At 70.0% G+C, this 22,980-nt stretch carries 21 protein-coding genes; 12 read left to right on the top strand and 9 right to left on the bottom strand.

The window, feature by feature from the left end; genetic code table 11:
• Positions 1–78 precede the first annotated feature (78 nt).
• The 4 genes from ACIBO2_RS37585 (at position 79) to ACIBO2_RS37570 (ending at position 4,304) form a co-directional block, all read left to right on the top strand.
• Positions 79–1,311 carry a HAMP domain-containing sensor histidine kinase gene (locus ACIBO2_RS37585; protein WP_358545285.1) on the top strand — a complete coding sequence of 411 codons (1,233 nt, stop codon included), beginning with the start codon at positions 79–81 and terminating at the stop codon, positions 1,309–1,311.
• Between the two features lie 3 nt (positions 1,312–1,314).
• Positions 1,315–2,661 (top strand): sensor histidine kinase, encoded by a 1,347-nt coding sequence (locus ACIBO2_RS37580; protein WP_397303159.1) that lies wholly within the window; start codon positions 1,315–1,317, stop codon positions 2,659–2,661.
• Between the two features lie 11 nt (positions 2,662–2,672).
• Entirely contained in the window at positions 2,673–3,272 is a 600-nt protein-coding gene (locus tag ACIBO2_RS37575; RefSeq protein WP_358545281.1) for a TetR/AcrR family transcriptional regulator, read from the top strand.
• 66 nt (positions 3,273–3,338) lie between these two features.
• The gene (locus ACIBO2_RS37570; protein WP_358545279.1) at positions 3,339–4,304 is read left to right on the top strand and encodes a diiron oxygenase; all 966 of its coding nucleotides are present in this window, start codon (positions 3,339–3,341) and stop codon (positions 4,302–4,304) included.
• A 22-nt stretch (positions 4,305–4,326) separates the two neighbouring features.
• Here the strand turns inward: ACIBO2_RS37570 and ACIBO2_RS37565 are convergent, their stop codons facing one another.
• Positions 4,327–4,512 carry a hypothetical protein gene (locus ACIBO2_RS37565; protein ID WP_358545277.1) on the bottom strand — a complete coding sequence of 62 codons (186 nt, stop codon included), beginning with the start codon at positions 4,510–4,512 and terminating at the stop codon, positions 4,327–4,329.
• A 547-nt stretch (positions 4,513–5,059) separates the two neighbouring features.
• Positions 5,060–5,623: a class I SAM-dependent methyltransferase gene (locus ACIBO2_RS37560; protein ID WP_397303154.1), complete on the bottom strand. Its 564-nt coding sequence runs from the start codon at positions 5,621–5,623 to the stop codon at positions 5,060–5,062.
• A gap of 130 nt (positions 5,624–5,753) precedes the next feature.
• Between ACIBO2_RS37560 and ACIBO2_RS37555 the strand changes: the two genes are divergently transcribed.
• Positions 5,754–6,377 (top strand): copper resistance protein CopC, encoded by a 624-nt coding sequence (locus tag ACIBO2_RS37555; RefSeq protein WP_397303151.1) that lies wholly within the window; start codon positions 5,754–5,756, stop codon positions 6,375–6,377.
• The gene (locus ACIBO2_RS37550; RefSeq protein WP_358545271.1) at positions 6,374–7,399 is read left to right on the top strand and encodes a CopD family protein; all 1,026 of its coding nucleotides are present in this window, start codon (positions 6,374–6,376) and stop codon (positions 7,397–7,399) included. Before ACIBO2_RS37555 ends, ACIBO2_RS37550 begins: the two co-directional genes overlap by 4 nt.
• Here the strand turns inward: ACIBO2_RS37550 and ACIBO2_RS37545 are convergent.
• Positions 7,357–8,544, bottom strand: coding sequence for a hypothetical protein (locus ACIBO2_RS37545; RefSeq protein WP_358545269.1), 1,188 nt, complete (start codon positions 8,542–8,544; stop codon positions 7,357–7,359). The two genes, ACIBO2_RS37550 and ACIBO2_RS37545, sit on opposite strands and share 43 nt — an antisense overlap.
• Positions 8,545–8,639: 95 nt before the next feature.
• Positions 8,640–9,908: a cytochrome P450 gene (locus ACIBO2_RS37540; RefSeq protein WP_358545267.1), complete on the bottom strand. Its 1,269-nt coding sequence runs from the start codon at positions 9,906–9,908 to the stop codon at positions 8,640–8,642.
• Between the two features lie 139 nt (positions 9,909–10,047).
• Between ACIBO2_RS37540 and ACIBO2_RS37535 the strand changes: the two genes are divergently transcribed.
• Positions 10,048–10,455 carry a PaaI family thioesterase gene (locus tag ACIBO2_RS37535; RefSeq protein WP_225289115.1) on the top strand — a complete coding sequence of 136 codons (408 nt, stop codon included), beginning with the start codon at positions 10,048–10,050 and terminating at the stop codon, positions 10,453–10,455.
• Positions 10,456–10,503: 48 nt separating this feature from the next.
• On the opposite strand, the gene ACIBO2_RS37530 is transcribed toward ACIBO2_RS37535, so the two are convergent.
• On the bottom strand, positions 10,504–11,733 hold the full coding sequence (locus ACIBO2_RS37530; protein ID WP_397303148.1) for an RNA-guided endonuclease InsQ/TnpB family protein: 1,230 nt from the start codon (positions 11,731–11,733) through the stop codon (positions 10,504–10,506).
• Positions 11,734–11,870: 137 nt separating this feature from the next.
• On the opposite strand from ACIBO2_RS37530, the gene ACIBO2_RS37525 reads away from it, so the two are divergent.
• Together ACIBO2_RS37525 and ACIBO2_RS37520 are read left to right on the top strand one after the other, a co-directional pair.
• On the top strand, positions 11,871–14,525 hold the full coding sequence (locus ACIBO2_RS37525; protein WP_397303145.1) for a CocE/NonD family hydrolase: 2,655 nt from the start codon (positions 11,871–11,873) through the stop codon (positions 14,523–14,525).
• Positions 14,522–15,460 carry an ABC transporter permease subunit gene (locus ACIBO2_RS37520; RefSeq protein WP_358545263.1) on the top strand — a complete coding sequence of 313 codons (939 nt, stop codon included), beginning with the start codon at positions 14,522–14,524 and terminating at the stop codon, positions 15,458–15,460. The genes ACIBO2_RS37525 and ACIBO2_RS37520 overlap by 4 nt, the downstream gene beginning before the upstream one ends.
• Before the next feature lie 294 nt (positions 15,461–15,754).
• On the opposite strand, the gene ACIBO2_RS37515 is transcribed toward ACIBO2_RS37520, so the two are convergent.
• Positions 15,755–15,880, bottom strand: a complete 126-nt coding sequence (locus tag ACIBO2_RS37515; protein WP_358437978.1) for a hypothetical protein — start codon at positions 15,878–15,880, stop codon at positions 15,755–15,757.
• 121 nt (positions 15,881–16,001) lie between these two features.
• Here ACIBO2_RS37515 and ACIBO2_RS37510 point away from each other — a divergent pair, with 121 nt between their 5' ends.
• On the top strand, positions 16,002–18,113 hold the full coding sequence (locus tag ACIBO2_RS37510) for an ATPase (protein WP_358545261.1): 2,112 nt from the start codon (positions 16,002–16,004) through the stop codon (positions 18,111–18,113).
• On the opposite strand, the gene ACIBO2_RS37505 is transcribed toward ACIBO2_RS37510, so the two are convergent.
• Positions 18,110–19,030: a hypothetical protein gene (locus ACIBO2_RS37505; protein WP_358545258.1), complete on the bottom strand. Its 921-nt coding sequence runs from the start codon at positions 19,028–19,030 to the stop codon at positions 18,110–18,112. The genes ACIBO2_RS37510 and ACIBO2_RS37505 overlap by 4 nt on opposite strands.
• A 154-nt stretch (positions 19,031–19,184) precedes the next feature.
• Entirely contained in the window at positions 19,185–19,586 is a 402-nt protein-coding gene (locus tag ACIBO2_RS37500) for an ankyrin repeat domain-containing protein (protein WP_357940627.1), read from the bottom strand.
• Positions 19,587–19,671: 85 nt separating this feature from the next.
• Here ACIBO2_RS37500 and ACIBO2_RS37495 point away from each other — a divergent pair, with 85 nt between their 5' ends.
• A complete protein-coding gene (locus ACIBO2_RS37495; protein ID WP_357940625.1) occupies positions 19,672–20,571 on the top strand; it encodes a PAC2 family protein in 900 nt (299 codons plus the stop codon).
• Between the two features lie 238 nt (positions 20,572–20,809).
• Positions 20,810–21,871: a Gfo/Idh/MocA family oxidoreductase gene (locus ACIBO2_RS37490; protein ID WP_358545254.1), complete on the top strand. Its 1,062-nt coding sequence runs from the start codon at positions 20,810–20,812 to the stop codon at positions 21,869–21,871.
• 312 nt (positions 21,872–22,183) lie between these two features.
• Here ACIBO2_RS37490 and ACIBO2_RS37485 read toward each other — a convergent pair whose 3' ends face one another.
• Positions 22,184–22,975, bottom strand: coding sequence for a tyrosine-protein phosphatase (locus tag ACIBO2_RS37485; protein ID WP_397303137.1), 792 nt, complete (start codon positions 22,973–22,975; stop codon positions 22,184–22,186).
• Between the last annotated feature and the right edge of the window lie 5 nt (positions 22,976–22,980).

The following is a 22,980-nucleotide window of genomic DNA, read 5'->3' as shown; positions in this document are numbered from 1 at the left end:
TCCGGATTTGTCGCCGAATCTCCGTTAATTAGGATGGGGGCTACTAGGTGTGATCGGCTGATCGCCGGGGGGAAAGGCGTGGTCACACGGTTCGGGCGGTCCGTGCGTGCGCGGCTGACGCTGTTCGCGAGCGTCGCCATGGCGCTGCTGTGCGTCGTGGTCAGCGCGCTCGCGCTGCACGCGGTGCACACCACAGCGGTCGGGCGCCGCACCAACGAGGTGCTCACCGCCGCCCTGCGCGTGGTGCACCTGGTCAAGCGCCATGAGCTGCCTCCGGTCATCAGCGGCGAGGTGGACGGGATCCAGGTCGTCGACTCGGCCGGACGCGTGGTGTCCACGACGGCGAACCTGACCGGCCGCCCGCGCATGAGCGAGTGGACACCCGACGCCGACAACGCCAACCGCACCCGGGTCGCGTGCGACCTGCCCGACTTCCCCGGCCGGTGCGAGATCCTGACCGTCCTGCGCGTCTACGAGCGGGGCGGCGACTGGCTGATCTACGCGGCCGGGGCCACGGTGCCGCGGTACGTCCATCCGGCCATGCTGGGGTTCCTGGGCGGCGACTCTCTCGCGCTGGTGGCGCTGACCTGGTTCGGCGTGTCCCGGGTGGTGGCCAGGACGCTCCGGCCGGTCGACCGGCTGGAGTACGCGGCCGAGCGGCAGCGCAGGTTCGTCGCCGACGTCTCGCACGACCTGCGCAGCCCCATCACCGCCATGCGCGCGCAGGTCGAAGAGGCCATGCTGTACCCCGGCGACGCCGACTGGCAGCGGACCGGGGTGGCGCTGCTGGGCAGCCTGGATCGCCTCCAGGCCATCGTCGGCGACCTGCTGACGCTGGCCCAGCTCGACGCGGGCGCCCCCGCCGTCCGCGAGCCCGTCGACCTGGCCGAGCTGGTCGGCGCCGAGACAGCCGGGCGGCGGTCCAAGCCGGTGATCACCACGCTGGAGCCGGGCGTGACCGTCATGGGCGACCCGGTCCGGCTGGCCCGCCTGCTCACCAATCTGCTGGACAACGCGGAGCGCCATGCCGAGTCCCAGGTCGCGGTGACCGTACGGCACGACGATGAGACGGCCGTGATCGAGATCGTGGACGACGGCGCGGGCATCGCGCCGGACCAGCGGGAGGTGGTGTTCCAGCGCTTCACCCGGCTGAGCGCCGCGCGCGAGCGCGACGCCTGCGGCACCGGGCTGGGGCTGGCCATCGCCCGCGAGATCGCGCTGGCCCACGGCGGCACCCTGACCCTGGAGGACTCCGACCGCGGCGCCCGTTTCGTGGTGCGGCTCCCTCGGACCCCCATCGTGGAAGGCTGAGCGGTGTTCGCCAGATGGTCGGTGCGGCGCCGGATGACGATGGCCGCCCTGCTGTCGACGCTGGTCGGCTACTTCGTCACCGCGGTGCTCATCACACCGCTCGCGCACAGCGTGCTCACCGGGTACCAGATCGACCACGCGGCCAGCGCGGCCCGCCGGGTCGCGGTCAGCGTTCAGCGGTCCGCGCCCGAGCGGATGAGGCCCGTGGCGAGCACCGAGGACGTCGATCTCCTCCAGGTGATCGACGACCACGGCACGGTACGGCAGGCCAGCCCGAGGCTGCTGGGTTATCCGCCGCTCATCAGCGACACCTCCACGGGCGACGACAACCGCCTGGACGCCACGGTCTGCACCGACCGGGTGCCGGGCGTGAAATGCCTGATCGTCGTGGGGTACCGGGTGCCGGTCGGGTCGGCGTTCTGGACGGTCTGCGCCTACATCCCGGCCGTCCCCTGGTACATCAGCCCGCTCTATGTGGTGGGCGTGCTGCTCGCCGTGCTGCTGCTCTCCGCGATCTCGGCGTACGTAGCCAGGATGACGGTGGTCAAGGCGCTGCGGCCCGTCACGGACATCAAGACCGAGCTGGCCGAGATCACCGCCACGGACCTGGGCCGCCGGGTGCCGCCCTTGCCGCACCGCGACGAGCTCGACGACCTCGCCCGGACCGTGAACCAGACCCTGGACCGGCTGGAGCACGCGGTCCAGCAGGAGCGCAGGTTCGCCGCCGACGCCTCGCACGACCTGCGTACCCCGCTCACCGCGATGCGCACCCAGATCGAGGAGGCCATGCTCCATCCGGACGAGGCCGACTGGCCGCGCACCGCCGTGGCCCTGCTGTCGAGCCTCGACCGGCTGCAGGCCATCGTCACCGACCTGCTGACGCTGGCCAAGCTCGACGCGGGCGCGCCCGGCCTGGGCGCCGACGTGAACCTGGCCGAGCTGGTCGAGGAGGAGCTGGCCCGCCGGCCGCCCGGCAAGCGCGTGGAGCTGGAGCTGCGTCCGGTGGTGGTGACCGGTGACCCGCTGCGCCTGACCCGCCTGCTGGCGAACCTGCTCGACAACGCCGAGCGGCACGCCGAGTCCACGATCACCGTGACCGTCGGCGAGCGGGACGACTGGGGCGTACTGGAGGTCCTGGACGACGGCGCGGGGATCGCGCCGGATCAGCGCGAGAACGTCTTCCGCCGGTTCACCCGACTGGACGCCTCACGCAACCGCGACGCGGGGGGCACGGGGCTCGGGCTGCCCATCGCCCGCGAGATCGCCACGGCGCACGGTGGTACTCTCACGGTCGAAGATTCCGACATCGGCGCCCGGTTTGTCCTACAAATCCCCCGGGCTAGTAGTTAAAGTGGCCCGCTGTGACACGGGGTTTCAGCCGATTACGGCGCGAAGATTTACTGAAGACGGCCTGCGAAGTGATCGCCGAGCAGGGGTTCGGGCATACCAGGACGATCGACATAGCCAGAGCCGCCGGCGTGAGCCAGGCCCTGCTGTTCTACCACTTCGAGACCAAGGACGAGCTGTTCGCGCAGGCGTTCGCCTTTGCCGCCCGGATGCATCTCGACACCCTGGACGCCATCGAGCACTCGCCGGGCACACCGCGCGAGCGGCTGCGCGCGCTGTTGCGCCGCTCCTCCCCCGCGGGCTCCTCCGATGGCTGGCGGCTGTGGATCGACGCCTGGTCGGAGTCCATGCGCAACAAGGAGCTCGAACAGACCGCGCGACGGCTCGACCTGCGGGGCAGGACGATGCTACGCGGGATCATCGAAGCCGGTGTGGCGTCGGGCGACTTCGTCTGCCCCGATCCCGAGGAGTCCACCTGGCGGATCTTCGCGTTGCTCGACGGGCTGGCCATCCAGATCCACGTGCACCCCAAGGTCGTGTCGCGCCGCTGGGCCACCCGGCTCCTCCGTGCGACGGCCGCCGCCGAGGTCGGCCTGAACCCGGACGACCTGTGACTGGCGTCACTCTTCCCCTCTTATTGGATGCTTCGTACAATTACCGGGCGAGGAGAGGAGCAGGCGATGACACGCGCACCGAGCTCTACCACCGCCAGGGAGACCGACGAGCGGGTCGCCGACCGGAGCGCCTACGAGGCGGTCATCCAGCGCCTGTCGAAGGCGTCGGTCGACAAGCACTGGGAGCCGTACAAGGACATCCCCTGGGAGGATCCGGAGTTCCTCGTCGACCAGACCGATCCTCGCTGGGAACTGCCGCAGGTGGACAAGCTCGGCGCCCACCCGTGGTACCAAAGCCGCTCCCCCGAGACGCGGGCCAGGATCGGGCTGTGGCGGCTGGCCACGGCGATGAAGATCGGGCTGCAGTTCGAGAACCTGCTCAAGCGCGGCCTGCTCAACTACGCCTACCGGCTGCCGAACGGGTCACCCGAATTCCGCTACGTCTACCACGAGACCATCGAAGAGGGACATCACGGGATGATGTTCCAGGAGTTCGTCAACCGGACGAAGCTCCCGGTGCGCGGCATGCCGGGGCCGCTCAGCCTGCTCGCCCAGGTCGCCCCCTGGATCCCGCTGATCTCGACCGAGCTGTTCTTCGTGTTCGTGCTCGGCGGCGAGGACCCGATCGACCACGTCCAGCGCAAGGTGCTCAAGGACGACCGGGTCCACCACCCGCTCGAAGAGACGATCATGCGCATCCACATCGCGGAGGAGGCCAGGCACATCTCCTTCGCCCGGCACTACCTGCGCAACCGGGTGCCGAGGATGCCGCGCTACCGGCGCCTCATGCTGGGTGTCGCCTCGCCGATCATCCTGGGGATCATGGCCAGGATCATGCTGGCGCCACCGGGGCCGATGATCAGACGGTTCGCCATCCCGCGTGACGTGGTGACCGAGGTGTACCTGCGCAACCCGGCGGCCAAGCGGGAGATCCGCGACTCGGTGGGCAAGACGCGCGAGCTGTGCACCGAGATCGGCCTGGTGAACGCACTCACCCGGCCGATCTGGCAGGTCATGGGCATCTGGGCCTGAGGGGCTTCGGGCGCGACGAGCTTTAGGAGCGGCGGGCGACCAGCACTTCGGTGGTCGCCCGCTCTTCCCACACGCCCGACGGGTTGGCGACCAGGAGCACCCGCCGGACCGCTTCGGTGAACTCCGTCACCCTGGCGCCGAACCTGTCGGGAGTGGTGTACGAGTACGACAGCTGCAGCCCGATCACGGCGTCGAGGTCCCAGGTCAACCGCCTTTCGAACAGGCTATGAACTGCTGCTCATATTCGCTATGAAAGCCTGAACATCCGCCGTGATCTGTCAAGGTTTCCTCTTGGTTGGCGGCGGTTCGGCCGGGCCGAGCATGATCGGCCCGAGGGCGTGTCATGGGTCGGTGGGGTGCTCGCCGCATCGTTGCCTGCGGTGTCGCTGAGTCTGCCCGCTTGCGATCGCGACAGAGCCAAGAACCGCCCCACCCCGAAACGGCCCACCCGCACCACGTCAGCCAACTCACGAAACAGCTCGCCAGACAACCCGATGACTTTCAGCCGTGTGCCCGACCGGCGCACGGTGCCCGCCCCACCGCCCACCAGCGGTGGACAGCGTCCGGCGGGCCATGCACCCAAGCCGGGACGGCACCAGCCGTACCGGACAGGGTATGTCAGGAATTCTCACCATCGGACCGGCTTCCACCACGCCAAAGCCGCCCCCGTGCTCACGCTTGCCGAGCACGGGGGCAGCCCAAAGCAGGCTACGCCTGTCCGAGTTGCCTGATTCCTTCAGGGAACCACAGGGAATTCAAGACGCTCGACTCCAGCCGGTCGAACGGCGAGTCGCGAGCACGTCGTCATGGTGCTCCCCGCTGGCCTGGAAGGAGTTGGCCGCCATGAACTCGTTCACCGCGAACTCGGCGCGCACCTCCCGCACGACCGGCTCCCACGCGTGCTCGCCGGGGTCGCGGGAGGGGCCGATCAGAGCCACCGCCCCGTCCGGCGGCAGCAGCAGGTCCAGCTCGGCGAGTACGGCCCTGCGGTCCATCCAGTGGAACGATCGGCCCATGACGACGTCGTCGAACGGCGGCAAGGCGGCCAATGTCGTGGAGTCACCGGACAACCAGCGGATGTTCGGCGCACCGGCGGCGAGGCGCCTGCCCTCGGCCAGCATGCCCGCGTCCGGGTCCACGGCGATCACCTCGCGCACGGCCTCCGCCAGCGGGATCGCCACCGTAACGGGGCCGCAGCCGAGGTCGAGCACCCCGCTGCCGGGGCCGAACGCCCGTGCCAGGCAACCGATCGCCTCCTCCCCGTGTCCGGCCCGGTACTTGGCGTAGAAGGGGGCGGCACCGCCGAACAGGTTCGTCATGGTGAGACGATATTCGGGTTTCTGTTGGCGTCCGCTCTCGTTCGAGGGTGATGAGTTCGACGGTAAAGAGGAGGTCGCGTTGAGGGGCACGGTTCACCGGCTCACCCGGCGACGAGACTTGACGAGTTCGGTGAGACGGCTGGTCGTGATCCTGCTGCTCGCCTTCGCCGGGGTGGGCGTCGCCCTCCCGGCGCGAGCGCACAACGTGCTGGTCGGCAGCGACCCCAAGGACGGGGCGACACTGAGCGCCGCGCCCGGGCGGATCACCCTCGTGTTCGACCAGGCGGTACGCCAGGGATACGCGCAGGTGGGCGTGACCGGGGCCGACGGCACGGCGTGGGCCGACGGGACGGCCGAGGTCGCCGCCGAGAAGGTGTCGATCAAGGTCAAGCCGCTGCGGACGGCCGGGGCCTACGTGGTGGGCTACCGGATCCTGTCGGCCGACGGGCATCCGGTCACCGGCAAGATCGGCTTCACCCTCGCGGCGGGCGCCACGGCCGTACAGGAGGGCGCCGCGACGCAGGACGCCGTCAAGGGCGGCACCGGGGACGCCGGAGCCGAGGCCGCCGAGGCGGCGGCGAACGGCGGGGCGGGGATGGCCGTGGTCTGGATCGTGGGGGCGCTGCTGGTGCTGGCCGCCGGCACGGCCGTGTCGCTGCGCCGCGCCCGCACCCCGGCCCCCGCCGACAGCCTGACATCCGAGGGTGAGGCGCGTGATGGTGAGGCGCGCGACGGCGAGAGGGCGGGCGCGTGACGATCACCGCGCCCCCCAGGCAGCGGGTCGGCGGGCGGTGGGTGGTCGGGGCGTTCACGGTGTGCGCGATCGTCGCCGCCGTGGCGGCCAGCACGTTCACCGCCCAGGAGGCGGTGCCGGGCATCCCGATGCCGGGGCCGGTCGTGGCGTACGGGCTGCCGATCGTACGGGTGCTGCTCGATCTGGCGGCCGTGGCCGTGGTGGGGCTGAGCCTGGTGCCCAAGCTGCTCGGCTTCGACGCGCCGGACCTGACCGAGCCGGTCCTGCGCAGGACGCGGCCACTCACCGTCACCGCCGCGTGGGCGTGGGCGGTCTGCGCGCTGCTGACGATCGTGTTCCAGACCGCCGAGCTGAACCCGGGCGGCCTGCCCACGGTCGGCATGATCGCCGCCTACGTCGACGGTGTCGGCACCGGGCAAGGCTTGCTGTTCAGCGCCGCGTGCGCGCTGGTGGCGGCGGGCATCGGGCTGATGGCCGTGCGGTTCGGCGAGAAGGTTCCCGCCGAGCTGCGGATCATCGTGGCGCTGTTCGGCCTGCTGCCGATTCCGGTGACCGGTCACGCGGTCAACTCCGTCTGGCACGACCCCATCATGATCGCGATGGAGACGCATGTGATGGGCGCGGCGGCGTGGGCGGGCGGGCTGGTGGCGGTGGCGGTGTTCGTCGCGCCGCACCCGTCGCTGCTGGCCGCTGCGCTGCTGCGCTTCTCCAGGATGGCGACCGTCTGCCTGCTGCTGGTCGGCCTGTCCGGGCTGATCACCGGGCTCGGCACGATGGCGCTGACGCCCGGCGTGGAGCTGCCGGGCGCCATCGTGACCAGTCACTACGGGGTGCTCGTGGTGGTGAAGCTGACGCTCACCGCGCTGCTGGTGCCGCTGGCCGGGCACATCAGGTTCCGGCTGTTGCCGCTGATCCGCCGCGCCGAGCCCACGGCCGTGGTCGGCTGGGTGGCCGCCGAGGTGGCCCTGATGGGGATGGCCTACGGCGTGGCGGTCGCGATCACCCGGGCCTCGATCGGCTGACGCCGCGTCGCGAGCCACTCGCAGACCAGCCAGGCGATCATCAGCCCCGCCCCGGCCCAGACGGCCGACGACGGGACCAGGGGCGGCGCGCCGAGCAGGCCGGTCTGCCTCTTCAGCGCGCCGTACACCGCTCCCATGATCGAGCTCTGCGCGGTCAGCGCGCCGTAGACGGCGGCCGTCGCCACGGCCGCCCCGAGCACCGCGCGCACCGGCGCCAGACCCCGCATGGGCAACCGTACGGCGAACGCGAGGTCCACGCAGATACCGGCGATCACCAGGAAGTACGGCAGCGCGGACGGCGGGAAGTTGGTGAACGTGAGCAACGGCCAGGCCACCGTCCTGAAGGCCAGGTAGGAGCCGGCCACCAGTGTCGCCGCCCCGAACCTGCCGATCATCATCCGGGCCACGACCAGCACGGTCACGCCGACGACCACCGCGTACACCGGATAGAGGAAGTCCGGCACGGGAAGGGTGAAGTTGGTCATCATCACCCGGTCGACCGGACGGCCCATCTGGTCGGCGGCGAACCGCAGCAGGATGGGCTCGGCGTATTTGACGCCGTTGTCCCAGGCGCCGCTCGACAGGATGCCGTATTCCTGGTGCTGTTCGGGGAAGTGCACGTTCTCCAGGAAGAACGCGAAGAACGCGCCCAGCATGACCGTGCGTTCCCTGCCGGGCGGCGCGCCCATGAACCAGCCGCGGATCACCCCGGCGATCATGAAGAACGAGCCGCCGTACAGCATGAGGTGGGACGGGCTCCACGAGGTGATGTCCAGGCCGTTGACCCGGTGGTTGATCAGGTCCAGCGGCACCGCGACGAGGAATATGCCGGTGCCCCACTGGATCAGCCGGAGCGCCGCCTTGTCCACGCCGAAGCCGGTGTAGCCGTGGATCACGGTCAGCGCGAGGGCCAGGGCCGTGCCGACGGAGTTGAGCAGGTGCGGCGGCGCCAGGTCGTCGCGCAGCCACTTGAAGTGCCAGGAGACGTCCCAGGTCGCGCCGAGCACCTTGAACGTGAACGCCACCAGCCAGCCGTAGTAGAGAACCCTGAACAGGTCGGGCGGCGTCTCGCGCCCCGCCTGCCCGCGGGTCCAATGCGGCAGAGCCCACTCGGCGGCGGTCTTGATGATTGCGGGAGCCTTCACGGCGGAAATCTTACGATGCCTTCTTCCGGAGCAATACGTGCATCTCCCTCGTGCTGTTGTTCTGCCGCCGAAGGCATCGAGACCGGCGCGCATGGTCAGGCGGAGGTCAACGGCTTTCCTCGGTGTCTCAGCTGTACAGGCAGGTGTTTGAGCCCGTTCTGGAAGTTCGACGTGAGGCGGACGGGCGCCCCCGCGAGCTCGACGTCCCAGGCGAGCAGCTCGGCGAAGACCGCCCGGAACTGCACGCGCGCCAGGTGAGCGCCGAGGCAGAAGTGCGGGCCGAAGCCGAAGCTGACGTGGTCGTTCGGGGTGCGGGCGATGTCGAACCGGTCGGGGTCGGTGAAGACGGACGGATCGCGGTTGGCGGAGGCGTGGTAGACGACGACCTTCTCGCCCGCGCGGATGCTCCGGCCGCCGAGTGTGAGGTCGCGGGTGGCCGTACGGCGGAAGTCCATGACCGGCGGCCAGAACCGCAGCATCTCCTCCACCGCCGAACCGAGCAGAGTCGGGTCGGCGCGCAGCCGGGCCAGCTGGGCGGGGTGTTCGAGGAGGGTGAGCAGGCCGCCGGGGATGCCGTTGCGCAGCGTCTCGTTGCCGGCGACGGCGAACAGGAAGAACATGTTCTCGAACTCCGCCTCGGTCAGGCCGCCGTCCCTCATGGCCGACATGACCGACTCGCCGTGGGTGGTCTTGGCCAGGGCGTGCGCGTACGCGAACATGTCCGCCAATGCCGCCCGGGAGCGGGGGTTCACCCCCGGCCCGAGCCGCGGGCGGGAGGCGGTGGCGAGGCGGCCGATCGGGCTGAGCGACTCGGCGTCGGCCGTGGACAGCCCCGCGTAGTCGGCGTCCTGGTAGCCGATCACCCGGGACGCCCAGTCGTACAGCAGCCGCCTGTCCTCGTCCGGCACGCCCATGACGTGCGCGAGCGTCCAGACGGGCAGGTCGGCGGCGACCTCCACGAAGTCGCACGCGCCCGCGGCGAACAGCGACGCGGCCCGCTCCGCGATCGTCCGCTCCAGCGCCCGCACCGCGCGCGGCGTGAACGCGGCCGCCACGATCCCGCGCAGCCGGAAGTGGTCCGGCGGGTCGGTGTTCAGCATCATCGCCTGCACGAAGGCCAGGTCGGCGGGGGTGTCGGGGTCACGGATCTGCGTGGCGCCCAGGTGCGAGGAGAAGTCGTCGGCCGCGCGCAGCACGTGTTTGACGTCGGCGTGCCGGAACACGCCCCAGTATCCGGGCCCCTCGCGCCATGGGCCGACCGCCGGTTCCGGAATCCGGCAGACGGGGGCTTCCCGACGCAGCCGGTCGTAGAGGTCGTACGGGACGGCGTGCGCGTACGTGGCGGGCAGAAAGACCTCACTCACGGGCGGCGAGTCGTCCGGAACCGGCACAGGCGGCTTTTCCACAGGCGGCTTTTCCACAGGGCGCGTCCGTGGCGGAACGTTATCCACAGGCTCTCGCCGCGTCTCCTCGCTCATGCCTGCCAGCCTGCATGATGGGCGGGTGACTCCAGAAGACGGTGAGGCCATTCTGCGCGACTACTTCGCGCCCTGGATCCAGCAGCTCGGGCTGCGCGTGCGGGAGCTGGGTGAGCGCCACGCGGTGGTGTGCCTGCCCTGGTCCGACGCGCTGGCCAGAGAGGGTGGCGGCCTGTGTGGCCAGGCCATGATGGCCGCCGCCGACACGGCCACGGTCATCGCGATCTCCTCGGCCAGGGGCGGGTTCGTGCCGATGACGACGGTGCAGCAGTCGACGACGTTCCAGCGGCCGGTGACGGGCAAGGACGTGCTCATCGACGTACGCATCTCCAAACTCGGCCGGACGCTGGCCTTCTCCGACGTGACGCTGACGGCCGACGGGGCGGCCGAGCCGGCCGCGCGGGCGTCCACGGTCTACGCGATCTTGGGCTGATCCACTGTCTCAGGGGTTTCTCAGGTGCGGAAAGTAGGCTCAACCACATCAACTACCACTGGTTGAAGCTGGTGGTTTGCTCTCACGGTCCCGTCTGGGTGAAAGGAGGCCGGTAGCGTGTGGCTGGTTGATGGCAGCCCAGCCCGCTATGCCGCGTGTGGCGATGTTGCGGGCTGCGATGTGGTCGGCGTGCCCAGCGAGGCCGCACCTTTTGCAGACGAAGCGGCCCCGCGCCGGCCGGTTCGCCGTGGTCACGCACCCGCATTCTGGACACGCCTGCGAGGTGTAGGCGGGGTCGACCAGCAGGAAGGCGACTCCGGCCCGGGCGGCCTTGTAGCGGGTGAAGGTGATCTGCTGGGCGAAGGCCCAGTTGTGCAGGGTGCGCCGCTGGAACCGATGAGCCCTTACCCGGCCGCGGATGCCCTGAAGGTCTTCCAGGGCTATGCCGCGGCCGGTGCGTTCGGCTTCGCGCACCACGTATTTGCTGATTTGGTGGTTGAGGTCGGTCATCATCCGGTGTTCACGCCCGGCAAGGCGGCGCAGCACCCGCCGCGCCGCAGACGTGCCCTTCCTCTGCAACCGACGGCGTTGCCGATGCCGCCGCTGCCGCAGGGTGCGCACGTGGCCATTACCGCCGACCGGCCCCGGCAAGGCGGGGCCGGGCAACACCACCCGGTCGGAGGTGACCGCCAGGTTAGCCACCCCTTGATCCACCCCCACGAAGCCGCCGACCGGCTCACGCACTGCCGGTCGGGGCAGGGTGAGGGTGAGGTGCAGCAGCCACACCCCGCGCCGGCAGATCAGATCAGCCTCCCCCACCGGCAGCGCATCGATCGCTTTGAGGTCTTCCGGCCGGCCGGTGTAGGCGACGGTGACGCGGCCGGTGGGTGTCCACAACGACACCATCCGGGCGTCACGGTTGAAACTCATCAACCGGGCGTCGTAAGGGACAGCGCCGTGCGGCCGGAAGATGTGAGCGCGTTTCTTGCTGACGCGCCGGTTGGCATACGCGGCGGCGACCCGGGCGATCGCCCGCACGGCCGCCTGCGCACCCAGCCCGGCCACCTGCCCGCGCACCTCGTAATAGGCCAGCCGATGCAGCTCCACCACAGCGAAGACCCGGTGCTGCCAGGCCAGCCGGGACACGGCAGTGGCCGCCTGATTACACACCTGCACCGCCGCCGCCAGCGCGTCGGCCTGGGCCGGGGTGGGCGTGAGCCGCAGTTGCACGACCGTGGGCAGGCCGTGTCGTTTGGTGGCGGAGCGGCGGATCGCCATCGCGCACCTCCTGTCACAGCGGCCTCACCCACCGCACATATTACCGAAAGTGACCGAGCCTTTCCATACTGTTTTCGAGAGGAGGGGTGGCGCTTCCTCTCGGTCCTGAAGGACCGGGTCTCCGCGCCACCATTCAGATGAAACGTGTAGCCGCGCTGGTCACGGTGCTCGCCCTCGTGGGGGTGGTGACGTGGCTGGTGTGGCCGTCCGCCCCCGAGGCGAAGGGCCTCGACCAGCGCATCTCCGTCGTCGACGGGCCGGCGGGCGACCAGCGGGTCGAGCTCGACGCGACGTTCTTCCCGGCCGCGGGCGGCGGGAAGGCTCCGGTCGTGCTGCTCGCGCACGGGTTCGGCGGCAGCAAGCAGAGCGTGCGTCAGCAGGCTCAGCGGCTGGCGCAGGACGGCTACGCGGTGCTGAGCTGGTCGGCCCGCGGTTTCGGCCGTTCGACCGGCGAGATCGCGCTCAACTCCGCCGACTACGAGGTCAAGGACGTCAAGCAGCTCATCGACTGGCTGGCCAAGCGGCCCGAGGTCCGGCTCGACGCACCCGGCGACCCGCGGGTGGGCATCGCGGGCGGCTCCTACGGCGGGGCCATCGCGCTGATGACGGCCGCCTACGACAGCCGCGTGGACGCGATCGTGCCGCAGATCACCTGGGCCGACCTGGCCGACTCGCTGTTCCCCGACGGCGGTGGCCAGGGCCCGGCCAACGGCGTGTTCAAGCGCATGTGGGCGGGCTACTTCTTCGGCCGCGGCGCCCCGGTCCAGGGCGGCGGCGCGGCTCAGGGGCTCGGCGCCGCTCAGGGACTGGGCGCGCTCAGTCGGCAGAGCGTGCCGCTGACGGCCGAGCAGGCCAGGTGCGGCAGGTTCCTGCCCGCGGTCTGCGAGATGTACCAGCAGGTCGCCAAGACCGGGCGGGCCACGCCGGAGGCGATCGAGCTGCTGCGCAAGTCCAGCCCGGTGACGGTGGCCGGCCGCATCAAGGCGCCGACGCTGCTCATCCAGGGGCAGCGCGACTCGCTGTTCCCGCTCGGCCAGGCCGACGCCAACGCCAAGGCGATCGCCGCCGCGGGCACGCCGGTGAGCCTGGCCTGGTTCGACGGCGGCCACGACGGCGGCAACGGCGAGGCCGACTGGCTCTACGACCAGACGGCCGGCTGGTTCGGCCACTACCTCAAGGGTGACGGCTCACCGGTCCCGGAGCGGTTCACCGTGACCCGTGACGGCGGCCGCGACCCCGGCACCCGCCAGCGCATCAGGCTCCACCCCGAGTCCACCGCCTACCCCGGCCTCGGCGGCACCGCCACCACCGCGGTCACGCTCAACGGCCCCGAGCAGAACATCGCCAACCCGCCCGGCGGCTCACCCGCCTCCATCTCCACGGTGCCCGGCACCGGCGGCCTGCTCGGCGGGAGCGGCGGCGCGACCAACCTCAGCGTCGGGCTCGACATGCCCGGCCAGGTGGCCGTCTTCGAGTCGGCGCCGCTCACCGCTCCGCTCCAGCTCACCGGCAGCCCGTCGGTCAAGCTGAAGGTCTACGGCAAGGGCGAGGTGACGCTGTTCGCCAAGGTCTATGACGTGGCCGACACCGTACAGCCGCCCAACCTGCCCGCCGGGCTGGTCTCGCCGTTGCGCGTGACGGTTCCGGAAGGCGCCGACAGCGTGGAGGCCACGGTCACGCTGCCCGCCGTCGACTACCGCTTCGCGGTGGGACACCGGCTGCGGCTGGCGGTGACAACGACCGACATGGGTTACGCGACACCCGTCGAACCGGCCTCCTACCGGGTCGGCCTGGCGGCGCCCGCCCTCGCCGTACCAACGGTGTCCGCGCTGGCCGCACCCACGACCGGGGTGGCGTGGTGGGTGTGGGCGATGCCGCTCGCCGCCATCGCGCTGGCCGCCCTCATCATGGCCACCGGCCGGACCCCGTCCCGCCGCCGGATCCCCGGCGTACGAGACCGGCGCCGAACCGCCACCGACCAGCAGGACGGCAGTTCGTCGGACGTGCTCGGGGAGGACGGCGATCCGTCCGGTGCGGGACCCGTGCCTGGCGAAGAGGTGCCGTTGGAGATCAGGGGGCTCACCAAGGCGTACCGCAATGGTGAGCTGGCCGTTGACGACCTGTCGTTCCGGGTCGAGCGTGGTCAGGTGCTGGGCCTGCTCGGGCCCAACGGCGCGGGCAAGACGACCACGATGCGCATGATGATGGGCCTCATCCAGCCCGACGCCGGTGAGGTCCGCATCTTCGGCGACCGGGTGACACCCGGTGCTCCCGTGCTGTCCAGGCTCGGGTCGTTCGTCGAGGGGCCAGGGTTCCTGCCGCACCTGTCCGGCCGCGACAACATCGAGCTCTATTGGGCCGCCACCGGCCGCCCCACCGCCGACGCCCGGTTCGACGAAGCGCTGGAGATCGCGGATCTGGGCAAGGCGCTGGAGCGGGCCGTACGCACCTACTCGCAGGGCATGCGGCAACGGCTGGCGATCGCCCAGGCCATGCTCGGGCTGCCTGACCTGCTGGTCCTCGACGAACCCACCAACGGCCTCGACCCGCCCCAGATCAGGGAGATGCGCGAGGTGCTCAAGCGCTATGCCCGCGACGGCCGTACGGTGATCGTCTCCAGCCACCTCCTGGCGGAGGTCGAGCAGACGTGCAGCCATGTGGTGGTCATGCACAGAGGCCGTCTGGTGTCGGCGGGTCCGGTGTCGGTGCTGCTCAGTGCCGCCACCTCCACCAACGGACATGGGCCGCGCCTCGAAGACGTGTTCCTCGACCTCATCGGAGAGAAGTCGTGACCCACGGCTCCACAAACGGCTCCACCAACGGGATCGCGACCTTGACCGAGTCGGGGACCGCGACAGGCTCCGTGACCGGGTCCACGGCCCGGTCGGCGGCCGGCTACGCGCCCCGCCGGACGTTGCCGTTGCGGGTCGAGATCGTCAGGCAGTTCAAGCGGCGGCGCACGCTCGTCATGTTCGGGCTGCTGCTCGCGCTGCCGTGGATCCTGGTGATCGCCTTCCAGTTCGGCCCGCAGTCCAGCGGGCAGCAGCAGTCAGCGTTGCGCATCTCCGACCTGGCGACGGCCAGCGGTCTCAACTTCGCGGCGTTCGCCCTGTCGGTGTCGGCCAACTTCCTGCTGGTCGTGGCCGTCGCCCTGTTCTGTGGCGACACCGTGGCGAGCGAGGCCAGCTGGTCGTCGCTTCGTTATCTGCTGGCCGCGCCGGTGCCGCGTGATCGGCTGCTGCGGCAGAAGATCATCGTGGCGCTCGGCTACTCGGCGGCGGCGGTGATCTGCCTGCCCCTGATGGCGCTGCTCGCCGGCACACTGGCGTTCGGCTGGCACGACATCCAGGTGCCCGGCACGGGTGAGACGATCCCGGCGCTCGACGTGCTGCCGCGCTTCGGCATCGTGATCGGCTACGCCCTGGTGAGCCAGCTGGTGGTGGCGGCGCTGGCGTTCCTCATCTCCACGATGACCGACTCACCGCTCGGCGCGGTCGGCGGGGCGGTGGGTCTGTGGATCATCAGCACCATCCTGCAGGCCGTGGAGGCGCTGGGCTCGCTGCGGGAGTTTCTGCCGACCTTCTGGAACACGGCCTGGACAGACGCCCTCGCACCGGAACTCGACTGGAGCGGCATGGCCAAGGGCGCGTCGGTGTCGGTGACGTACGCGGCCATCCTGATCGCGGTGGCCTTCCGCCGCTTCCGCCGCAAGGACGTGGTCAGCTAAGACGCCCACCGCCGCAGGAAGGTCCCGCCCACGCCGCCGGAGTCATCCGCCTTCGGTGGCATGGGCCTCTTCGGCGGCGCAGGCCCCTTCGGCGGCGAACGCCCCCGATCGCTCAAGCCCGTTCTGCGGCGGACGCCTTCAGTGAAGGACATCTGCGCCGACCGGTTTCTGGCCGGTGACGGACTTCTGGCGTATGAGGAAGGCGGCCTGCTATGAGACGCCCTTTGTGTCTGGCCTGCCTGCCTAACGGCGCCTAATGGCGTCCAATGACACCCAACGGCGCCTAACGGACGGTCACCCCCAGTGAGGTGGCTTGTCGTCCAGGTAGAAGGAGTCCGGGTCGGTGTCCTGGGAGTCGCGCCAGTCGCCCCAGCCGAGGTCCGTATCGTCGTCCGTCTGCTCCGGGAGGAATTCACTCACGGTATACATGCTACTCAGAGGGACAAACCCATTCCCGGCCCGCGCGGCTTATCCCGTGCGGCGAAGGGCCTCAAGGGTACGATGCCAAAGCAGGTGTCGCCTATCCCCCGTGAGGTCGCCCATGGCCACCCCGACCGGCTGGCGGCGAGAAGGCAATCTGCCGTCGGAGCTGACCAGCTTCGTGGGGCGGACCCGCTTGCTCGCCAACCTCAAGCGACATCTCGCCGAGTCGCGGCTGGTGACGGTCACGGGCATCGGCGGTGTCGGCAAGTCCCGCACGGTGCTTCGGCTGGCGCACCAGATCCGCTCCCAGTACGAGGACGGCGTCTGGTTCGCCGACCTGGCCCGGTTGCAGGACGCCGGGATGGTCAAGCACACCATCGCGTCGGCGCTGGGCATCGCCGACCAGTCGTCGCGGGCCGAGTCCGAGTCCCTGTCGGAGTGGGTCGGCGAGCGCGACATGCTGCTCATCATCGACACCTGCGAGCATCTGGTGCAGGGCTGCGCCGAGCTGGTCGAGGAGTTGCTGGAGCGCGCTCCCAACCTGAAGGTGCTGGCCACCAGCCGCCAGTCGCTGCACCTGCCCTATGAGCACGTGGTGCCCGTTCCGCCGCTGCAGGTGCCGGGCGACGACCCGACCGAGAGCCTGTTCACCAATGAGTCGGTGCAGCTGTTCGGGGCTCGGGCCGGCGCGGTGATGCCCGATTTCGTGCTCGACGAGCAGAGCATCGGGGCGGTGGCCGAGCTGTGCCGCCGACTCGACGGCATTCCGCTGGCGATCGAGCTGGCGGCCGTACGCCTGCGGGCGCTGTCGGTCGATCAGATCCTGGGGCTGCTGGCCGACCGCTTCAGCCTCCTGGCGGGCGCCAGTCGTACGGCACTACCGCGCCATCAGACGCTGCGCGCGGCGATCGGATGGAGCCACGAGTTGTGCGAACCGGCGGAGAGACTGCTGTGGGCGCGGCTGTCGGTGTTCGCGGGCGATTTCGAGCTCGACGCGGCCAGGTTCGTGTGCGCCGACGACCGGCTGCCGTCCGAGGACATCACCGACCTGGTCACCGGGCTGGTGGAGAAGTCGATCCTGCTGATCAGGAGCAATCACGCCGGAGTCCGCTACAAGCTCATCGACACGCTGGCGGAGTACGGCGAGGAGTGGCTGGACAAGCTCGGCCAGACCGAGCAGATGCGGCACCGGCATCTGGAGTACTACCTGAGCCTGGCGCAGCGCAGCGAGGACGCCTGGTCGGGGCCGAGGCAGATCTACTGGTTCGTCCGCATGCGCCAGGAGCACGACAACGTGCGAGTGGCCCTTGAGCACGCGCTGCGGTCGCCCGGGGAGTCCATTCTGGCGCTGACCCTGCTGTCGTCGCTGTGGTTCATGTGGGTCTGCTGCGGATTCGTACGCGAAGGCCGGCTCTACCTGGAACGCGCCCTGCAGGCCAACCCGGGAGTGAGCAAGCAGCGCTGCAAGGCTCTGTGGGTGCTGTCCTACGTACGCAGCGGCCAGGGCGACAGCGCCGGTGCGCTGGCGGCGGCCGAGCAGTGCAGCACCGAGGCGGTCAGGGTCGGCGACTCCAAGGCGGTCATCCTCGCCTCCAAGATGCAGGGGACTGCGGCCCTGCTGCAGGGCGACCTGCAGAAGGCCAGCGCGCTGCTGGGTGTGGCGATCGAGTTCAACACCGACAACAAGGAGCTCAACCCGGGCCTGCTGCCGGCCATCGTCGAGCTGTCGCTGGTGCTGTCCGCGCAAGGTGAGCTGTATGAGGCCGAGTCCCTGCTGCAGGACTGCCTGCAGGTGTGCCGCGAACGCGGCGAGCTGTGGCTGAGCTCCTACGCGCAGTGGTCGCTGTCCATCACCCGGCTGGCGACGGGCCGGGCCGGGGACGCGCTGCAGAGTGCGCGTGAGGGACTGCGGATCAAGCGCCACTTCCACGACACGCTCGGCACGCTGCTGGTGCTGGAGACCACGGCCCGGATCTTCGCCGTCATGGAGCAGGCGCCGCTCGCCGCGCGGCTGCTCGGCGCGCTCCATCAGAACTGGAAGACGGCCGGCCTGCCCATGCTCGGTGCGCCGTTCCTCACCAGCGACCACGAGCAGTGCGTCAAGGAGTGCCAGAAGGTGATGGGCGAGGACTCCTACAAGAACGCCTTCGAGGAGGGCACGCGGCTCGATCTCGATGAGGCGTCCGCGCTCGCGCTCGGCGAGCTGGACGCCCCAGGAGATGTCGACTAGACGGCCTGCGGCCAGCACGTGCCGGTCGGCCAGGCCTGGACGTAGCGGGCGCTGCCGAGCGAGAACTCGATGTGCCCGCGCACCCAGTGTTCGAGGCCGCGTACATACTTGTGCACCGGTAACGAGGCCCAGCGGTCGAGCACCGCGCGCCGGTCGAGGAAGGCGGCGATGGCTTCGTTGTGCATGTTCGCCACCTCTTGCAGGGCCTCTTGCAGGGTGAGGGTCTTGTGCGTGGCCAGCACCGTGACGAGGTTGTGCCGGGCCTTGTCGTTGCCGCGCTCCTTGGCGTACGACAGCAGGTCATTGTCCCAGCCGATGAGGTCGCAGGCTAGGTCGGAGAGCGCGCGCACGTCCGGATGGTGCCATTCCTCCGCTTCCAGCCGGTAGCCGCCGCACGCGTCAATGAGCGCGAGGCAGGTGTACGTGGCTCCGGTGATGCGGCGCATGAGCACGTAGTCCTCGGGCGTGGGGATCAGGTCGACCTCCCGGTTGGCGGCCTCCCAGATCTGGGCGAAAAGGTACTCCTTTACTGTGATGCGCCATCTGTCCACTTGAGCGGGCGTGGCGGTGTCCGAGATTCGGTGGAGCAGCTCGCTCAGGGCGAGCCCGAACGGGTCGGTGGCATCCGGCTCCTTGCGGCCGTCGAGGATCTCGAGGAGCGGCGGAAGGGCGCGGGCCAGCGCAGAGGCCCGGTGTCCCATCAGCTCGCCCTCGCAGAAGGCGTCGTCGAACGCGAAGAGCCAGTTGTACCAGTCGTTGATCAGCCTGAGACTGTCCCGCGGCACGATGGGGTTGGTACGTGCGGCGAGCAGGCCGATCTTTGAGCGCCGGAAGTGCTCGATCGTGTCGGCTCCGGCGAGCATGTGCGAGGCGGCCAGCCATGCGTGGCTTTCCGAGTCGATCTCTGTGGCGTGCACGTTGATCTCGTTCGGGAACGGGCATGGCAATGGAGGGATGCGAAGCGGTCGCCTACTGAAGGAGTGCGCAGAAGTAACCACCTTCCCAGCATGACGATGGGCTGTTCGAAAGGCCACACTCGATAACTTCCCGGACATTTCGCCATATTTCACGCTATGTGCTGATTTGCCGGAACCATTCAAGGAACTGGTCGTTCGCGAACATCCGCGCCGTGTCCACCGCCGAGGGGGCTCCGGCCGCCGGATCCGCGCCCGCGTCGAGCAGCGCTCTGACCACGGCAGACTCCTTCTTGAACACAGCACCCGCCAGAGGTGTCTGGCCACGGTCGTTCGCTCTTCCCGGGTCGGCGCCCAGCTCGGCGAGCATCCGGACGGTCGCGGCGTGACCGTGATAAGCCGCCAGCATCAGCAAAGTGTCACCTTTGCTATTGGTGAGATTTGCCGGAACCCCGGCGTCCACGTAGGCGCGCAACGTCTCCGTGTCGCCCGCCCTGGCCAGGTCGAACATCCGTGTCGCGAACTCTTCGAGCTCCGGATCCTCGTCCATGTCCACCATTCTCCCTCGATAGGGTGCCTTGCACGGAATCGTTGCGGCTCGTCGTAGGTTCTGGAGAGAGTACCTAGGGAAAGGCTGTCCAACCGTGTTCGACCCGACGGATCTCTACAAGCTCGCAGAAGATGCGCCCGAGCTGGCCGATCCCGTGCTCTTGTACCACTTCGACGGCTTCGTCGACGCGGGTGGTGCCGGACGCCTCGCGCTGGGCCACCTGCTGGCTGAGCTGGAGCACCGGACCGTGGCGACGTTCGACGTGGACCGCCTCCTCGACTATCGCTCGCGGCGGCCCATCATGACCTTCGACACCGACAGATGGGTCGAGTGCGAGTCCCCCGAGCTGGCCGTCTACGCCGCGAAGGACGCCACCGGCACCCCCTTCCTGGTGATGAGCGGACCCGAGCCGGACCGTGAGTGGGAGCTGTTCACCCGGGCGGTCGGCGCCCTCATCGACCAGCTGAAGATCAGCAAAATTGTCACGTTGCACGGCATCCCGATGGCGGTCCCGCACACCCGGCCGCTCGGCATCACCATGCACGCCAGCCGTCCCGAGCTGATCAATGCCCAGACCAGCTCCTTCGGCCGGGTACAGGTGCCGGCCAGCGTGGCCGCCCTGATCGAGTTCCGGCTCGGCTCCCAGGGGCACGACGCGCTGGGGTACGCGGTACACGTACCGCACTACCTGTCACAGGCCGAATACCCGCACGCCGCGGTCGCCGCCCTGGAGGCGGTCACGCGGGGCACCGGCCTGCTCTTCCCGCTGGACGCGCTGCGCGAGGCGGCCCAGCGCACCACGACCGAGATCGAGGAGCAGATCCAGGCCTCGACCGAGCTGTCCACGGCGATCAGCGGTCTTGAGCAGCAGTACGACGCGTTCGCGGGCGGCACCGACCGCGAGAACCTGATCGCCGAGGCCACCCCGATGCCCACGGGTGACGAACTCGCCGCCCAGTTCGAACGCTTCCTGGCCGAACGCGACGACGAGTAGCCAGCCACCCACGGCGCGCCCCCACCGCACATCAGGACGAAGACGGCGGGCCACTCCAACCGCACGCCGGACCACGGCGAGAGATCCCCGCCGCGCGCCGGACCGACCACGGCGAGAGAACCCGGCCGCCCGTCAGGCCGAAGACGCGAGCGGCCCCCAACCGCCGCCGGACCAATCGCGGCGAGAGACCCCCACCGCGCCGGGCGATGGCGGTGGGGGCTCGCGTTACGCTGGGCCGATGAGCGAGATCGAGGTCGGCCTGGTCGGGTACGGCACGGCGGGCGCGTTCTTCCACGCGCCCCTGATCCACGCCACGCCCGGCCTGCGGCTGTCCGCCGTCGTCACCGGAAACCCGGCGCGAGCCGACGAGGTGGCCGCGCGCTACGGCGCGGTCCCCGTGCCCGAACTGGCCGGGCTGTGGGACCGCTGCGACCTCGTGGTCGTCGCCTCACCGAACAAGACCCACGTGTCGGTGGCCACCGAAGCCCTCACCCGCGGCAAGCCGGTCGTGGTCGACAAGCCTCTCGCCCGTACCGCCGAGGAGGCCCGCGAGCTCGTACGACTGGCGGCCGAGCGCGACCTGATGCTGACCGTCTTCCAGAACCGGCGCTGGGACGGCGACTTCCGCACCCTGAGCCGGCTCACCGGAGAGGGCCGCTTCGGTGACGTGCTGCGCCTGGAGTCCCGGTTCGAGCGCTGGCGGCCGGTGCCCAAGGGCGGCTGGCGCGAGGCCGGCGGCCCCGAGGAGGTCGGCGGTCTGCTCTACGACCTGGGAAGCCACCTTGTCGACCAGGCGCTGCAGCTGCTCGGGCCAGTACGCGACGTCTACGCGGAGAGCGACATCCGGCGCGAGGGGGTGGCGGCCGACGACGACACGTTCATCGCGCTGTCCCACGTCAGTGGTGCCCGGTCACACCTGTGGGCGGGTGCGCTGGCCGCTCAGGGCGGGCCGCGGTTCCGGGTGCTCGGGTCGCGGGGGGCGTACGTCAAGTACGGGATGGACGTGCAGGAGGAACGGCTGCGCGCCGGGATCTCGCCCGACTCGCCGGGGTTCGGCGAGGAGAGCGAGGCGATGTGGGGGCTTGTCGGGACGGAAGACGACAAAACTGCGGTCCGCACCGAGGCTGGGGCGTATCTCGACTTCTACCGCGGCGTCGAGACCTGCCTGCGCGCGGGCACCGCGCCGCCGGTGAGCCCCGACAGCGTGATCGACGCGCTGACCGTCATCGAGGCGGCCCGCCGGTCGGCGGCCGAGCGCGTTGTCGTGCGACTGCGGCAGGGTACGGCTGAAAGAACCTGATGCGTCGTCACACGACCGTCTCGATCCCCGGTGACGGTCCGTGGTGGCTGAGGTCCTTTAGGAGGGATACCCCCTCCGGAGGAGCGGGAGGGGACGGCCCGTAGCGGCAGAGGTCCCAGGGAGGAGAGACCCCTCCGGAGGAGCGGGAGCGGACGGCCCGTAGCGGCAGAGGTCCCAGGGAGGAGAGACCCCTCCGGAGGAGCGGACGAAAACGGTCCGTGGTGGCTGGGGTCCTTGGAGAGGTCCCCCTCCGGGGGAGCGGGAGAAGACGGCCGTAGTGGCAGGCGTCCCAAGGAGGAACGGCCGGAGGGCCTACACGCGTAGGCGGGCCCGCATCATCTCCGTGTCGGCCTCCGTCCATCCGTTCGACTCCAGCCACGCCGCCGGCCCGCCGAACCGTTCGTCCAGCACCGACAGGAACTGCTCCATGTACCGCGCCCGCGGCATGTGGTCGTCGGCCGGCCGTGAGTCCAGGTCGTCGCGGTACGTGGCGCTGCCGCGCAGCCGGCGCAGCACCTGCTCCAGCCGCTCCCCGGTGGCCACGTAGTCAGCGATGATGCCCTCCCGGGTGACGCCTGTCACCTCCAGGGCCAACGCCGACAGCACCCCGGTGCGGTCCTTGCCGGCCGCGCAGTGCACCACGGCCGCGCCGTCGTTCAGCGCCATCGCCCGCAGCGCGGCCACCACCGCCTCGGGCCGGTCCCGCAGGTAGCCGTAGTAGAAACCGGTCATCCGCAGGTCCTCGTCCAGCTCACGCTCCTGCCAGGGCAGCACCCGGTCGCCGTCGATGGTGTCGGCCTCGACGTCGGTGTGCCTGCCTCCCTCGGCGAACAGCGTCAGATGGTGATGCGTCACCTCGGGCATCCGGGTCAGCGGCCCGGGGCCCTCCAGCGCGACCTCGGCGTTGGAGCGGAGGTCCACGACGTGGCGCAGTTTGAGCTCGCCGACCAGCCGGGACACGTCCTTGTCGGTGAGCCCTTGGAGATTGTCCGCCCGAAAAATCCGTCCGTAGCGGGTGACGCCGCCGTCATGGGTGGTGAGTCCACCCAGGTCGCGCACGTTGACGGCGCCTTCCAGATCGATCCATCGCGTCATCTCGTTCATTGATT

It is taken from the genome of Nonomuraea sp. NPDC050022, assembly GCF_044460705.1.
Taxonomy (GTDB): Bacteria; Actinomycetota; Actinomycetes; order Streptosporangiales; family Streptosporangiaceae; genus Nonomuraea.
Note: the sequence above shows the minus strand (reverse complement) of the source record. Positions and strands in the feature narration are given on the sequence as shown.